The organism is Serratia sp. DFXYC6 (assembly GCF_057196085.1).
Genome location: NZ_JBXUNV010000001.1, coordinates 1,153,267 through 1,166,263, shown reverse-complemented (window position 1 = coordinate 1,166,263; position 12,997 = coordinate 1,153,267). Strand labels below are relative to the sequence as shown.

At 59.5% G+C, this 12,997-nt stretch carries 15 protein-coding genes; 5 read left to right on the top strand and 10 right to left on the bottom strand.

Annotation, left to right across the window (positions count from 1 at the left end; translation table 11 throughout):
• Positions 1 to 18: 18 nt before the first annotated feature.
• The 3 genes from lpxM to znuA all read right to left on the bottom strand — a co-directional run bounded on the left by lpxM (position 19) and on the right by znuA (position 3,425).
• A complete protein-coding gene (gene lpxM, locus AC2CGQ_RS05735) occupies positions 19 to 987 on the bottom strand; it encodes a lauroyl-Kdo(2)-lipid IV(A) myristoyltransferase (protein WP_015378127.1) in 969 nt (322 codons plus the stop codon).
• A 149-nt stretch (positions 988 to 1,136) separates the two neighbouring features.
• Entirely contained in the window at positions 1,137 to 2,459 is a 1,323-nt protein-coding gene (gene mepM / locus AC2CGQ_RS05730; protein ID WP_004932347.1) for a murein DD-endopeptidase MepM, read from the bottom strand.
• 21 nt (positions 2,460 to 2,480) lie between these two features.
• Positions 2,481 to 3,425 carry a zinc ABC transporter substrate-binding protein ZnuA gene (znuA, locus tag AC2CGQ_RS05725; protein ID WP_041922343.1) on the bottom strand — a complete coding sequence of 315 codons (945 nt, stop codon included), beginning with the start codon at positions 3,423 to 3,425 and terminating at the stop codon, positions 2,481 to 2,483.
• Between the two features lie 78 nt (positions 3,426 to 3,503).
• Here znuA and znuC point away from each other — a divergent pair, with 78 nt between their 5' ends.
• Positions 3,504 to 4,262 carry a zinc ABC transporter ATP-binding protein ZnuC gene (gene znuC, locus AC2CGQ_RS05720; RefSeq protein ID WP_380691713.1) on the top strand — a complete coding sequence of 253 codons (759 nt, stop codon included), beginning with the start codon at positions 3,504 to 3,506 and terminating at the stop codon, positions 4,260 to 4,262.
• Positions 4,259 to 5,044, top strand: a complete 786-nt coding sequence (znuB, locus tag AC2CGQ_RS05715) for a zinc ABC transporter permease subunit ZnuB (RefSeq protein ID WP_015378131.1) — start codon at positions 4,259 to 4,261, stop codon at positions 5,042 to 5,044. Before znuC ends, znuB begins: the two co-directional genes overlap by 4 nt.
• Before the next feature lie 61 nt (positions 5,045 to 5,105).
• On the opposite strand, the gene ruvB is transcribed toward znuB, so the two are convergent.
• The 7 genes from ruvB to AC2CGQ_RS05680 all read right to left on the bottom strand — a co-directional run bounded on the left by ruvB (position 5,106) and on the right by AC2CGQ_RS05680 (position 10,695).
• Complete coding sequence (gene ruvB, locus AC2CGQ_RS05710) at positions 5,106 to 6,110, bottom strand: Holliday junction branch migration DNA helicase RuvB (RefSeq protein WP_004932364.1); 1,005 nt, start codon at positions 6,108 to 6,110, stop codon at positions 5,106 to 5,108.
• A gap of 19 nt (positions 6,111 to 6,129) precedes the next feature.
• On the bottom strand, positions 6,130 to 6,744 hold the full coding sequence (gene ruvA / locus AC2CGQ_RS05705; RefSeq protein ID WP_004932365.1) for a Holliday junction branch migration protein RuvA: 615 nt from the start codon (positions 6,742 to 6,744) through the stop codon (positions 6,130 to 6,132).
• Positions 6,745 to 6,856: 112 nt separating this feature from the next.
• A complete protein-coding gene (gene ruvC / locus AC2CGQ_RS05700; RefSeq protein ID WP_004932367.1) occupies positions 6,857 to 7,378 on the bottom strand; it encodes a crossover junction endodeoxyribonuclease RuvC in 522 nt (173 codons plus the stop codon).
• 57 nt (positions 7,379 to 7,435) lie between these two features.
• Complete coding sequence (locus AC2CGQ_RS05695) at positions 7,436 to 8,179, bottom strand: YebC/PmpR family DNA-binding transcriptional regulator (RefSeq protein WP_004932370.1); 744 nt, start codon at positions 8,177 to 8,179, stop codon at positions 7,436 to 7,438.
• A 19-nt stretch (positions 8,180 to 8,198) separates the two neighbouring features.
• Positions 8,199 to 8,645 (bottom strand): dihydroneopterin triphosphate diphosphatase, encoded by a 447-nt coding sequence (nudB, locus tag AC2CGQ_RS05690; protein ID WP_004932373.1) that lies wholly within the window; start codon positions 8,643 to 8,645, stop codon positions 8,199 to 8,201.
• Positions 8,645 to 10,429: an aspartate--tRNA ligase gene (gene aspS / locus AC2CGQ_RS05685; RefSeq protein ID WP_166445186.1), complete on the bottom strand. Its 1,785-nt coding sequence runs from the start codon at positions 10,427 to 10,429 to the stop codon at positions 8,645 to 8,647. Before aspS ends, nudB begins: the two co-directional genes overlap by 1 nt.
• Positions 10,430 to 10,503: 74 nt before the next feature.
• Entirely contained in the window at positions 10,504 to 10,695 is a 192-nt protein-coding gene (locus AC2CGQ_RS05680) for an FmdB family zinc ribbon protein (RefSeq protein WP_033632845.1), read from the bottom strand.
• Positions 10,696 to 10,949: 254 nt separating this feature from the next.
• On the opposite strand from AC2CGQ_RS05680, the gene AC2CGQ_RS05675 reads away from it, so the two are divergent.
• From AC2CGQ_RS05675 to AC2CGQ_RS05665, 3 genes are all read left to right on the top strand, one after another.
• On the top strand, positions 10,950 to 11,528 hold the full coding sequence (locus AC2CGQ_RS05675) for a hydrolase (protein WP_004932381.1): 579 nt from the start codon (positions 10,950 to 10,952) through the stop codon (positions 11,526 to 11,528).
• A gap of 53 nt (positions 11,529 to 11,581) precedes the next feature.
• Positions 11,582 to 12,397: a DUF72 domain-containing protein gene (locus AC2CGQ_RS05670; protein ID WP_031299685.1), complete on the top strand. Its 816-nt coding sequence runs from the start codon at positions 11,582 to 11,584 to the stop codon at positions 12,395 to 12,397.
• Positions 12,398 to 12,499: 102 nt separating this feature from the next.
• On the top strand, positions 12,500 to 12,895 hold the full coding sequence (locus AC2CGQ_RS05665; RefSeq protein WP_004932387.1) for an MAPEG family protein: 396 nt from the start codon (positions 12,500 to 12,502) through the stop codon (positions 12,893 to 12,895).
• The last annotated feature ends 102 nt before the right edge of the window (positions 12,896 to 12,997 follow it).

Genomic DNA, 12,997 nt, shown 5'->3' with positions numbered 1-12,997 from the left:
CGTTAGCGGTAGAAAGGATTAACGATACAGATCGTCGCGCGAGTAAGGCTCAATCTCCCCTTCTTTGCGCGTCTTCAACAGTTTGAGGATCCAGGTGTACTGCTCCGGGTTCGGGCCCACCAGGTTTTCCACTTCTTCATTCATACGGCGGGCAATGCGCGGATCGTCCGCTTCGGCCAGATCGTCCATCGGCTCGCGAATATAGATATCCAGCATGCTGGTTTTGCCGTCGTACACCGGGAACAACGGCACGATCGCCGCACGGCATACCTTCATCAACCGCCCGACCGCCGGCAAAGTCGCCTTATAGGTGGCAAAGAAGTCGACAAACTCACTGTGCTCAGCGCCGTGGTCCTGATCGGGCAGATAATAACCCCAATACCCCTGGCGAACCGAACTGATAAACGGTTTGATGCCGTCATTGCGCGCGTGCATGCGGCCGCCGAATTTACGACGCACGGCGTTCCACAGGTAGTCGATCAGCTGATTGCGCTGGTTGTGGAACATCGCCGCCATCGGTTGGCCGCGCGCGGCCATCAACATCGCCGGCACATCCACCGCCCAGCCGTGAGGCACCAGGAAAATCACGTTGCGCCCTTCCGCCCGGATCTTGTCCAACACCTCTTCACCGTGCCAACGCACGCGCTTGAGCACTTTCTCGGGCTTGGTGCAGGCCAGCTCAGCCATCAGCACCATCGACTGCGGCGCGCAGGCGAACATCTGGTCGATAATGTGCTCGCGTTCGCTTTCAGGCAACTCAGGCAAGCAATACAGCAGGTTGATGCGGGCACGACGGCGCGCGCCCTTCGCCAACTTGCCGGCCAGTTTGCCGACCGCACCCAGCACCGGATCGCGCAGGCGCGCAGGCACCAGCGAAATGCCGGCCATCAGACCGGTTCCCAACCACACGCCCCAGTAGCGCGGATATAAAAAGGCTTTTTGAAACTGCGGAATGAACTCTACGTTCGATTTCTTCTCGTTTTGCATGCACATGCTCTTGGCTTAGCGATTCGGCTAATCATAATTGCCAGCACCGATTTTGCAATTAACAACCGCGAACCGCCCAGATAAAACAGCATCGGCCCGCAATCAGGCCGATGAAATTAACGGCGCCGAAGCGCCGGAAAAAGGGGGCGTTAATCCAACTGCAGCTGAGGAACCACTTCCTTCACCTGCGCCAGATAATCGCTGCGGTCTTTGCCGCCCAGCCCTTCGGAACGCGGCAGTTTAGCCGTCAGCGGGTTCACCGCCTGTTGGCCGGTCCACAGTTCAAAGTGCAGATGCGGCCCGGTGGAACGGCCGGTGTTGCCGGAGAGCGCAATGCGATCGCCGCGTTTCACCTTTTGGCCTGGTTTCACCAGCAGTTTTTTCAGGTGCATATAGCGCGTGGTGTACTGACGACCGTGGCGGATCGCCACATAGTTACCCGCTGCGCCGCTGCGTTTGGCGATCACCACCTCACCGTCACCGACCGCCAGCACCGGCGTGCCGACCGGCATGGCGAAATCGACGCCCTTGTGCGGCGCCACGCGGCCGGTCACCGGGTTCACGCGGCGCGGGTTGAAGTTGGAGGAGATGCGGAACTGTTTCATGGTCGGGAAACGCATGAAGCCGCGCGCCAGGCCAGAGCCCTGGCGATCGTAGAATTTGCCGTCTTCGGCGCGGATCGCGTAGTAATCCTTGCCGCCGGTGCGCAAACGCACGCCCAACAGCTGGCTTTGCGATTTCTTGCCGTCGAAATGCTCACGCGACATCAGCACGGAGAACTGATCGCCTTTGCGCAGCTTGCGGAAATCGAGCTGCCACTGCAACGCCTTGATCACCGAGTTGATTTCGTTACGGCTCAGCCCGGCGTCGCCGGCGCTGCTGACGAAGCTGCCGTTGACCCGGCCGCTGATCACGTTGTTGCGCCATTCGCCCTGCTGCGCCTCTTTTGACTCCTTGAAGCTGTTGCCGACGCGATCATAGGTGCGAGTTTCGCGGCGGGAAACCTCCCAGGTCAACTGCTGCAAATCGCCTGCGTCGTTCACGGTCCACGACAACTGTTGGCCGATCTTCAGGTTACGCAGATCGCGGTTTTGCGAAGCCAGCAAGGTGACATCCGACATATCAATGCCGTACTGCGTCAGAATGCTGCCAAGGGTGTCGCCGGTGGAAACCACATATTCATGCACGCCATCATCGCCGGCATCCTTCTGGTCCAGCTCATCCTGCGGGATTTCGTCATCGGGGGTGGGTTGGTCGACATCTATCGGTTCACTGGCTTCAGGGAGCAATGACCGCATCTGGCTGGATTCTAACTCGACGCTCTTGGCGATGGGGTTGTGTTCTGGGTGGTAAACAAAAGGCCGCCAAACAGCGACGGCCAATGTGACGACTGTCAGCGACCCCAGCATGACGCGGTGGGGCCGTGGCAGGTTGTTATACGCCAGAGCGATAGTTCGGACTATCTGCTGCACTCGATATTATCCTCATAAGCTTTACTTCAGGCAGCTCACGTACTGGTTTGACAGCTGAGTCAGGAATTTCCCGTAGCTGTCCTTCTCCAGCGCGATGCCGGTGCCCAGCGGGTCCAGCGTTCCGGAACGCACTTTGGTACCCTTGGCGACGGCATTGATTACGGCCGGCCTGAATTGTGGCTCAGCAAAAACGCATACCGCTTTCTGCTCAACCAACTGTGTTCGAATTTGGTGTAGGCGCTGTGCTCCAGGCTGAATTTCGGGATTGACGGTGAAATGGCCCAGCGGACTCAAACCGTAGTGTTTTTCAAAGTAGCCGTAAGCATCATGAAAAACAAAATAACCCTTACCTTGCACAGGCGTAAGCATGTTACCAACATTTTTGTCAGTTTGCGTCAGCAGATTCTCGAACTGGCGCAGGTTTGCGTCTAATTTGTCCTTATTTTGCGGCATAAGTTCCAACAATCTGTCGTGAATCGCGATCGCGGTCACTTTTGCTATCTCCGGCGACAGCCAAACGTGCATATTGTACTCGCCGTGATGATGCCCATGATCGTCATCGGCATGGTTATGCGCTTCGCCTGCATGTTCATGATCGTCGTCCTCTTCGCCTTTCATCAGCAGCGGCTTCACCGCCGGCAGTTCGCTGATAGCCAGCTTTCGCGTCGCCGAGATCGGCACCAGCGCCTTGGTCAGGAACGCTTCCATGTCCGGCCCGACCCACAACACCAGGTCAGCGGAACGCAGGCGCTGGATATCGGAAGGGCGCAACGCAAAATCGTGTGGCGAAGCGCCGTCCGGCAGCAACACCTCGGTCGGCGTCACGCCGTCGGCGATGGCCGCAGCGATAAAGCCTAAGGGGCGAATCGAGGTCACCACCGCAGCGGAAGCGCTGCTCAGCGGGCCGGCCATCAACAGTGCGCTGGCCAGCAGCGTGCGCTGCAGCCATTTATTTTTCTTTGCCATCATCAGTAATCCCATCGTTTTCATCAACAAGGCGTGATATTATAACATCCGCTTCGTTCTGCAACCTGTAATCTCGAGATGTCTACACTGATAACGCTAAAAAATATCTCCGTCGCCTTCGGCAGCCGCAAGGTGCTGTCGAACATTTCCCTCAGCCTGCAGCCCGGCCGTATTCTCACGCTGCTTGGCCCGAACGGCGCGGGCAAATCCACACTGGTACGCGTGGTGCTGGGATTGGTCAAACCAACCGCCGGCACGCTGGAGCGGGAGCCCGGCCTGCGCATCGGCTACGTGCCGCAAAAACTCCACCTCGACGCCACCCTGCCGCTGACCGTTAGCCACTTTATGCGTCTTAAACCCGGCGTAAAGAAAGCCGACATTCTGCCGGCGCTCAAGCGCGTGCACGCCGCCCACCTGCTCGACCAGCCGATGCAAAAGCTCTCCGGCGGCGAGAACCAACGCGTACTGCTGGCGCGAGCGCTGCTGAATAAACCGCAGCTGCTGGTGCTGGACGAACCCACGCAAGGGGTGGACGTCAACGGCCAACTGGCGCTGTACGATCTGATCGATCAGCTGCGCAAGGAGCTGGGCTGCGCCGTACTGATGGTCTCGCACGATCTGCATCTGGTGATGGCGAAAACCGACGAGGTGTTGTGCCTCAATCAGCATATCTGCTGCTCCGGCGCGCCGGAGGTGGTCTCGATGCATCCCGAATTCATCGCCATGTTCGGCAACCGCGGCGCAGAGCAGCTGGCGGTGTATCGCCACCATCACAACCATCGCCACGACCTGCAGGGAAGAATTGTCTTGAAGAAAACCGGGAGCCACGAAGCATGATCGAATTGTTACTTCCCGGCTGGCTGGCCGGGGTGTTGCTGGCTAGCGCCGCCGGGCCGCTGGGCTCCTTTGTGGTTTGGCGCCGCATGTCCTACTTCGGCGACACCCTGGCGCACGCCTCGCTGCTCGGCGTCGCCTTTGGTCTGCTGCTGGACATCAATCCTTTCTATGCGGTGATCGCCATTACGTTGCTGCTGGCCCTGGCCCTGGTGTGGCTGGAACGCCGCCCGCAGCTTTCGGTAGATACCCTGCTCGGCATTCTGGCCCACAGCGCCCTGTCGCTGGGTCTGGTGGTGGTGGCGCTGATGTCCAACGTGCGGGTCGATCTGATGGCCTACCTGTTCGGCGATCTGCTTTCGGTCACGCTGAGCGACATCGTGATGATCGCCGGCGGCGTCGCCGTGGTGCTGTTGGTGCTGTGGTGGCAATGGCGCGATCTGCTGTCGATGACCATCAGCCCGGAGCTGGCGCACGTCGACGGCGTCAATTTGGCGCGGGCGCGTACCGTGCTGATGCTGGTCACCGCGTTGACCATCGGCCTGGCGATGAAATTCGTCGGCGCGCTGATCATCACCTCGCTGCTGATCATTCCGGCGGCCACCGCTCGCCGTTTCGCGCGCACGCCGGAGCAGATGGCGGGTGTCGCGGTACTGCTCGGCATGGTGGCGGTTACCGGCGGCCTGGCCTTCTCGGCATTTTACGATACGCCGGCCGGCCCTTCGGTGGTGCTCTGCGCTGCCGTGCTGTTCACGCTGAGCCTGTTCAAAAAACAACAGGCTTGATTAAAGCCCGGATATGACAAGGGCCGCATCTGCGGCCCTTTTTTATTGGCGGATTAAAAATTTACTCTTCGCGTTCGAGACCAAAGTGCCGGTAGGCGTGCTGCGTCGCCAGACGGCCGCGCGGCGTGCGCTGGATAAAGCCCTGCTGGATCAGAAACGGTTCAATCACGTCTTCAATGGTTTCGCGCTCTTCACCGATCGCCGCCGCCAGATTATCCAACCCGACCGGGCCACCGGTAAACTTGTCGATAATCGCCAGCAGCAGTTTGCGATCCATATAGTCGAAGCCTTCGGCATCGACGTTGAGCATATCAAGCGCCTGCGCCGCCACCGAACCGCTGATCACGCCGTTGGCGCGCACTTCAGCGAAATCGCGCACCCGGCGCAACAGGCGGTTGGCGATACGCGGCGTGCCGCGCGCACGGCGAGCCACTTCATGGGCGCCCTCGTCGGACAGCTCCAGCCCCAGGCACCCGGCGCTGCGCGAGACGATGTGCTGCAGATCCGCCACCTGATAAAACTCCAGCCGCTGGACAATGCCGAAGCGATCGCGCAGCGGCGAGGTCAGCGAACCGGCGCGGGTGGTGGCTCCCACCAAGGTAAACGGCGGCAGATCGAGCTTAATCGAACGCGCCGCCGGCCCTTCGCCGATCATGATATCCAGCTGGTAGTCTTCCATCGCCGGATACAATACTTCTTCCACCACCGGTGACAAACGGTGAATTTCGTCGATGAACAACACGTCGTGCGGTTCGAGGTTGGTCAGCATCGCCGCCAAATCGCCCGCCTTCTCTAACACCGGGCCGGAAGTGGTGCGCAAATTTACGCCCATTTCGTTGGCCACGATGTTGGCCAGGGTGGTTTTCCCCAGCCCCGGCGGGCCGAAGATCAATAAATGGTCGAGCGCGTCGCCGCGCTGCTTGGCCGCCTGAATGAAGATCTCCATCTGCTCGCGCACGTGCGGCTGGCCGACGTATTCAGTCAGCAGCTTGGGACGAATGGCGCGATCGAGGATCTCCTCTTCGTTGATCGGTTCGGCGGAAATCAGGCGATCGGCTTCAATCATTATCTACCCCTTTTCGGCCTTACAGGGCGGCGCGCAGCGCGTCGCGGATCAGGGTTTCGCAGTCGGCGCCCGGCTTGGCAATCTTGCTGACCATGCGGCTGGCTTCCTGCGGTTTATAGCCCAGCGCCACCAGCGCCGAGACAGCTTCGGCTTCTGCGTCCGCTTCCGGCGTTTTGTCGGCGGCGGCCGGCAGGCTGATCTCGCTGCTGTTGTTGAACAGATCGCCGTTCAGCCCTTTGAAGCGGTCTTTCATCTCGACCACCAGGCGCTCGGCGGTTTTTTTGCCCACGCCCGGCAGCTTGACCAGTGCGGTGATCTCTTCGCGCTCCACCGCGCTGACGAACTGCTGCGCGGACATGCCCGACAGGATGGCGAGCGCCAGTTTCGGCCCGACGCCGTTGACCTTAATCAGCTCGCGGAACAGCGCGCGCTCCTGCTTGTCGTTGAAACCGTACAGCAGCTGCGCGTCTTCACGCACCACGAAGTGGGTAAACACGATGGCCTCTTGCCCCAGTTCCGGCAGCTCGTAAAAGCAGGTCATCGGCATGTGCACTTCATAACCCACGCCGTTCGCCTCCAGTAACACCAGCGGCGGCTGCTTTTCCAGAATATTTCCTCTGAGACGACCTATCATTTACCCTCCTGCAGAATGACCGGGCATGGCGCCCTGCCATGCCGTTGCTGGTAAAGCTTATAACATAAAAAAGGCTGGATGAATATCCAGCCTGAGCAATCATCGTTTTGCGTCAGCGCAAACGCCCGCGCGCCAGGTTCAGCCGCCCTTCGCTCATTCGCAGCACGTTCTGGCTGAGGTGGCAATGGGTGATGGCGATGGCCAGGGCATCCGCGGCATCCGCCTGCGGGTTGGCCGAGAGTTTGAGCAGCGAGCGCACCATGTGCTGTACCTGCGCCTTTTCGGCCGCGCCGGTGCCGACCACGGTTTGTTTGACCTGCCGCGCCGCATACTCGAACACTTCCAGGTTCTGATTAACCGCCGCCACGATCGCGACGCCGCGCGCCTGGCCGAGCTTGAGCGCCGAATCCGGGTTCTTGGCCATAAACACCTGTTCGATGGCGAAGAAATCGGGCTGAAACTGGGTGATGATCTCGCTGACGCCGGCGTAAATCAGCTTCAGCCGCGTCGGCATGTCGTCCACCACCGTGCGGATGCAGCCGCTGGCGATATAGCTCAACTGGCGCCCCTGCTGGCGGATAAGGCCATAGCCGGTGACGCGCGAGCCGGGATCGATACCGAGTATGATCGCCATATCTACATCCACCTTGCATGCACGGCGCCGCCGAACGGCGGCGCCCGTTTTACCGGATTACAGCGTCGCCGCCACTTCGTCGGAGATTTCACCGTTATGGTAAACTTCCTGCACGTCGTCGCAGTCTTCCAGCATATCGATCAGGCGCAGCAGCTTAGGCGCGGTTTCCGCGTCCATGTCGGCCTTGGTCGATGGGATCATCGACACTTCCGCCGCTTCGGCTTCGAAGCCCGCCGCGGTCAGCGCGTCTTTCACCGCGCCCAGGCTTTCCCAGGCGGTGAACACGTCGATGGCGCCATCGTCATAGGTCACGATGTCTTCCGCACCGGCTTCCAACGCCGCTTCCATTACGCTGTCTTCATCCAGGCCCGGTGCGTAGGTGATCACGCCCTTCTTGGTGAACAGATAAGCCACGGAACCGTCGGTGCCGAGGTTGCCGCCGCATTTGGTAAAGGCGTGGCGCACTTCCGCCACGGTGCGGTTGCGGTTGTCGCTCAGGCATTCGATCATGACGGCGGTGCCGCCAGGACCGTAACCTTCATAGATGATGGTTTCCATATTGGTATCATCATCGCCGCCCACGCCGCGCGCGATTGCACGGTTCATGGTGTCGCGCGTCATGTTGTTCGACAGCGCCTTGTCCATCGCCGCACGCAGACGCGGGTTGGAATCCGGATCGCCGCCGCCCAGCTTGGCGGCCGTGACCAGCTCACGAATAATCTTGGTGAAAATTTTACCGCGCTTGGCGTCCTGCGCCGCTTTACGGTGCTTTGTGTTGGCCCACTTACTATGACCTGCCATAAAAAATCTCCGAAAAAAACTACTGGACTGAATTGATCACGAACTCTTCAATCGCCTGCTGATTGCTCCACGACTTGGTCAACTTCACGGCCTCGGCCGCCTCAAGCCATTGGTAAGCGTGATGCTCGGTAATCACCGGATCGCGCTCCTCGGGCAACGCCAGACAGAACCAGTGCTCTTTATTGCGCGTGGTTCCCGGCGCATAGCGATGTCGCAAATGGACAAAGAGTTCAAACTCCACGCAGCGCTGGCAATCGAACAACGGCAGGTGCTCTGCTTCGATATCGATGCCCACTTCTTCCATGACCTCACGCCGCGCGGCATGCGGCGGCGACTCATCCTGTTCCAGGCTGCCGGTGACCGACTGCCAGAACTCGGTATCGTCGCGCCGCTGTAACATCAGCACCCGACCACTGGATTTCGCGTAAATCACTACCAGGATAGATTCAGGGCGCTTGTAACTCATCACTCGCTCTCTTGTTCCGCACCGGCTTTCTTTACCACGCTGATCGCCAGCTCCTGCAGCGCCGCCGGGTTAGCGAAGCTCGGTGCGTCGGTCATCAGACAGGCCGCCGCGGTGGTTTTCGGGAAGGCGATAACGTCGCGGATGTTGTCGGTGCCGGTCAGCAGCATCACCAGACGGTCCAGGCCGAAAGCCAGGCCGGCGTGCGGCGGCGTGCCGTACTTCAGCGCGTCCAGCAGGAAGCCGAACTTCTCGCGTTGTTCGTGTTCGTCGATGCCCAGAATGCTGAATACCGTCTGCTGCATTTCGCTGCGGTGAATACGCACCGAACCGCCGCCCACTTCGTAACCGTTGATCACCATGTCATAGGCGTTGGCGATGGCGTTGACCGGCGCTGCGGCCAGCTCTTCCGGGCTCATGTCGCGCGGCGAGGTGAACGGGTGGTGCATCGCCGCCAGGCCGCCCTCTTCGTCTTCTTCGAACATCGGGAAGTCAACCACCCACAGCGGTGCCCAGCTGTCGAGTTGGGTCAGCCCCAGATCGCGACCCAGCTTCAGGCGCAGCGCGCCCATCGCATCGGTGACAATCTTGAAACTGTCTGCGCCGAAGAACAGGATGTCGCCTGTCTGCGCGTCGGTGCGCGCCAGGACGGCTTCCAGCACTTCCGCACTGAGGAATTTGGCGATCGGGCTCTGCACGCCTTCCATGCCGGCGGCGCGGTCGTTGACCTTCAGCCAGGCCAGGCCTTTGGCGCCGTAGATGTTGACGAAAGCGCCGTACTCGTCGATCTGCTTGCGGGTCAGCTGTGCGCCGCCCGGTACGCGGATCGCCGCCACGCGGCCTTTGGCGTCGTTGGCCGGGCCGGAGAACACTTTGAACTCGACGTCCTTGACCAGGTCGGCCACGTCCACCAGCTCCAGCGGGTTACGCAGGTCCGGCTTGTCGGAACCAAAGCGACGCATCGCTTCGGCGAAGGTCATGACCGGGAAATCGCCCAGATCCACGCCCTTCACGTCCAGCCACAGTTCGCGCGCCAGCTTCTCCATCACTTCACGCACCTGCTCGGCGGTCATGAAGGAGGTTTCGACGTCGATCTGGGTGAATTCAGGCTGACGGTCCGCACGCAGGTCTTCGTCACGGAAGCATTTGACGATCTGATAGTAACGATCGAAGCCGGACATCATCAGCAGCTGTTTAAACAGCTGCGGAGACTGCGGCAGCGCGTAGAATTTGCCCTTGTGCACGCGGCTCGGCACCAGGTAATCGCGGGCGCCTTCCGGCGTCGCTTTGGTCAGCATCGGCGTTTCGATGTCGAGGAAACCGTGGCTGTCCATAAAGCGGCGTACGAAGCTGGTGATTTTGGCGCGAGTCTTCAGACGCTCGGCCATTTCCGGGCGACGCAGATCGAGGTAACGGTATTTCAGGCGCGCCTCTTCGCTGTTGACCTGGTTGGAGTCCAGCGGCAGCGGCTCGGAGCGGTTGATGATCTCGAGCGCGTGGGCGAACACTTCCACTTCGCCGGTAGCCATATCTTTATTGATCTGGCTGTCCGGACGCGCACGCACGGTGCCGACGATCTGGATGCAGAACTCATTGCGCAGGTCATAGGCCTTGTCGAACGCCACTTTCTGGTCCGGATCGAAGAACACCTGCACGATGCCTTCGCGGTCGCGCATATCAATAAAGATCAGGCCGCCCAGATCACGACGACGATTGACCCAACCACACAGAGTGACTTCCTGGCCCACGTGGGACAGATTCAACTGCCCGCAATATTCAGTACGCATACGCTATCCTTTTACACAGCCGATGCCGCGCCGGGCTACTGCGCCCCTGTCGCGCGGCTGTTATCTGATAAATTCTACTTGTTGCCCGGTTTAAAATCCGTCGCATACCAGCCGGTGCCCTTAAGCTGGAAACCGGAAGATGAAATCAACTTGGTCAACGCGGGCTGCCCACACGCCGGGCAGTCTGCCAGCGGCGCATCGGAAAATTTTTGCAATTTCTCTAACCGATGGTTGCAAGCACCACATGCATATTCATAAATCGGCATAGGTCGTTGGATTAAAGAGTGTTGAAAAAAGGGAGTCATTATAAAGGAAATTCATCCGCCCGATAAGTGCGAACACAGCATTGTTACTGCACTAAATGGCGCGTTTTTGTTCGAATCAACACATCGGTTAACAAATTTCCCATTAACCTGCGACAGTTTTTTCACGTAGCCTGATTCTCCCCCGGTTTTGCGCCGAACGCAGCTCGCCCGACGCGCCGAACAGTTTTTATCCACTTCGCAACGAGATGAAATCCATGCTGAAACTTGACGCCCAAACCACCGCTCTGGTGCTGATCGATTTGCAAAACGGCATTCTGCCTTACGCCGGCGGCCCGCACAGCGCCGGCCAGGTGGTGGCGAACGCCGCCCTGCTGGCCGCCCGTTTTCGCATGCTGGGCGCGCCGGTGCTGTTGGTGCGCGTCGGTTGGTCAGACTCCTTCGCCGAAGCGCTGAAACAACCGGTGGATAAACCGGCTCCCGCGCCCGCCGGCGGTTTGCCGGCCAGCTGGTGGGAATTCCCCGCGCCGCTGGCGGTCTGCGACAACGATATTCTGATCACCAAACGCCAATGGGGCGCCTTCTACGGCACCGATCTGGACTTGCAGCTGCGCCGCCGCGGCATCAAGTCCGTGGTGCTGGGCGGCATTTCCACCAATATCGGCGTGGAGTCCACCGCCCGCGCCGCCTGGGAGCACGGCTATGAACTGGTGATCGCCGAAGACGTCTGCAGTGCGCAGAACGCGGAAATGCACCGTTTCGCGTTCGAACACATCTTCCCGCGTTTGGCGCGGGTGCGCGACACCGGCGAAATTCTTGCCGCGCTCGAGCGGTAACGTTAAGTTGTAGCCTGATAAGCCAAGCACAAGTAAAGGAAGACGACGCCGTGATCTACATCGGACTGCCGCAGTGGCAACATTCAGCCTGGAATCGTATCGGGCTGCGTGATTTGGCGGATTACAGCCGCTACTTCAACTGCGTGGAAGGCAACACCACCTTCTACGCGCTGCCGAAACTGGAAATCGTGCAGCGCTGGCGCGACATGACCGGCGACGATTTTCGCTTCTGCTTCAAATTCCCGTCGGACATCAGCCACAAGGCCGCCCTGCGCAACTGCGCCGCCGAGCTACAGGCGTTTTACCACTGCCTGAGCCCGGTGCATCAGCGCATCGGCCAGTTGTGGCTGCAGCTGCCCGCCGCCTTCGGCCCCGATGAGCTGCCGCGCATGTGGCAGTTCTTCGAAAGCCTGCCGCAGGAGTTCACCTACGGCGTAGAAGTGCGTCATCCGGCGTTTTTCGCCAAGGGTGAGGAAGAGCGCGCGTTGAATCAGGGGCTACACCAGCGCGGCATCAATCGGGTGATCCTCGACAGCCGCCCGGTGCATCACGCCGCCCCCAATACCGCCGCCGTGCGCGATGCCCAGCAGAAAAAACCGAAGCTGCCGGTACACGCTCTGGTCACCGCCGACCAACCGTTGGTGCGCTTTATCGGCGGTGACCAACTGGCCGATAACCTGCGCTGGTTCGAAGCCTGGCAACAAAAACTGCCGCTGTGGCAGCAACAGCATCAGCCCTATCTGTTTATTCATACGCCGGACAACGGCGATTCGCCCCAGCAGGCGCAAAAAATTTGGCAGCAGTTGCGTCTGGCGATCCCTGATTTGCCTGCGCCGCCAGACTGGCCAGAACAAGATGCACTGTTTTGACCTATTAATCTGACCAATAACATCAAATATTTCCCCGCGACAGTGAATACAATGACGGCTATGATGCTGGCTGCCAGTTTTGGTTAGGGAACGGAGTTAAAAATGGTAAGCGCGCTTTATGTGGTGCTCGGCGCATTGTTGTTGATCAAACTCTCTTATGACGTAGTCAGGTTAAGGATGCAGTACCGCGTAGCCTACGGCGACGGCGGTTTCTACGAATTGCAGACCGCCATACGCGTGCATGGCAACGCCGTTGAATACATTCCTATCGCTGCCGTATTGCTGGTGATCATGGAAATGAACGGCGCGGAAATCTGGATGATTCACCTCTGCGGCCTGATGCTGATGGCCGGGCGGTTGGTGCATTACTACGGTTTACGCAACCGCGAGGTTCGTTGGCGCCGTTCAGGCATGGCCGCGACCTATATCTCTTTGTTGTTGATGGTTCTGGCAAATATCTTCTATCTGCCTTGGGATCTGATTTTCAGCCTGCACTGATCCCGTTTTATCATCAGGCGGCCGCGCCGCCTGCTTCCGCTCCGCTTTTTTGCGCTTTTCTGTTAGACTACGCAGCTTCGAATTCTGAACTGATTTGCCGCT

Coding starts and splice junctions, on each gene's coding strand:
- lpxM (WP_015378127.1), bottom strand. CDS start 987: ATGCAAAACGAGAAGAAATCGAACGTAGAGTTCATTCCGCAGTTTCAA.
- znuA (WP_041922343.1), bottom strand. CDS start 3,425: ATGGCAAAGAAAAATAAATGGCTGCAGCGCACGCTGCTGGCCAGCGCA.
- znuC (WP_380691713.1), top strand. CDS start 3,504: ATGTCTACACTGATAACGCTAAAAAATATCTCCGTCGCCTTCGGCAGC.
- znuB (WP_015378131.1), top strand. CDS start 4,259: ATGATCGAATTGTTACTTCCCGGCTGGCTGGCCGGGGTGTTGCTGGCT.
- ruvB (WP_004932364.1), bottom strand. CDS start 6,110: ATGATTGAAGCCGATCGCCTGATTTCCGCCGAACCGATCAACGAAGAG.
- ruvA (WP_004932365.1), bottom strand. CDS start 6,744: ATGATAGGTCGTCTCAGAGGAAATATTCTGGAAAAGCAGCCGCCGCTG.
- ruvC (WP_004932367.1), bottom strand. CDS start 7,378: ATGGCGATCATACTCGGTATCGATCCCGGCTCGCGCGTCACCGGCTAT.
- AC2CGQ_RS05695 (WP_004932370.1), bottom strand. CDS start 8,179: ATGGCAGGTCATAGTAAGTGGGCCAACACAAAGCACCGTAAAGCGGCG.
- nudB (WP_004932373.1), bottom strand. CDS start 8,645: ATGAGTTACAAGCGCCCTGAATCTATCCTGGTAGTGATTTACGCGAAA.
- aspS (WP_166445186.1), bottom strand. CDS start 10,429: ATGCGTACTGAATATTGCGGGCAGTTGAATCTGTCCCACGTGGGCCAG.
- AC2CGQ_RS05680 (WP_033632845.1), bottom strand. CDS start 10,695: ATGCCGATTTATGAATATGCATGTGGTGCTTGCAACCATCGGTTAGAG.
- AC2CGQ_RS05675 (WP_004932381.1), top strand. CDS start 10,950: ATGCTGAAACTTGACGCCCAAACCACCGCTCTGGTGCTGATCGATTTG.
- AC2CGQ_RS05665 (WP_004932387.1), top strand. CDS start 12,500: ATGGTAAGCGCGCTTTATGTGGTGCTCGGCGCATTGTTGTTGATCAAA.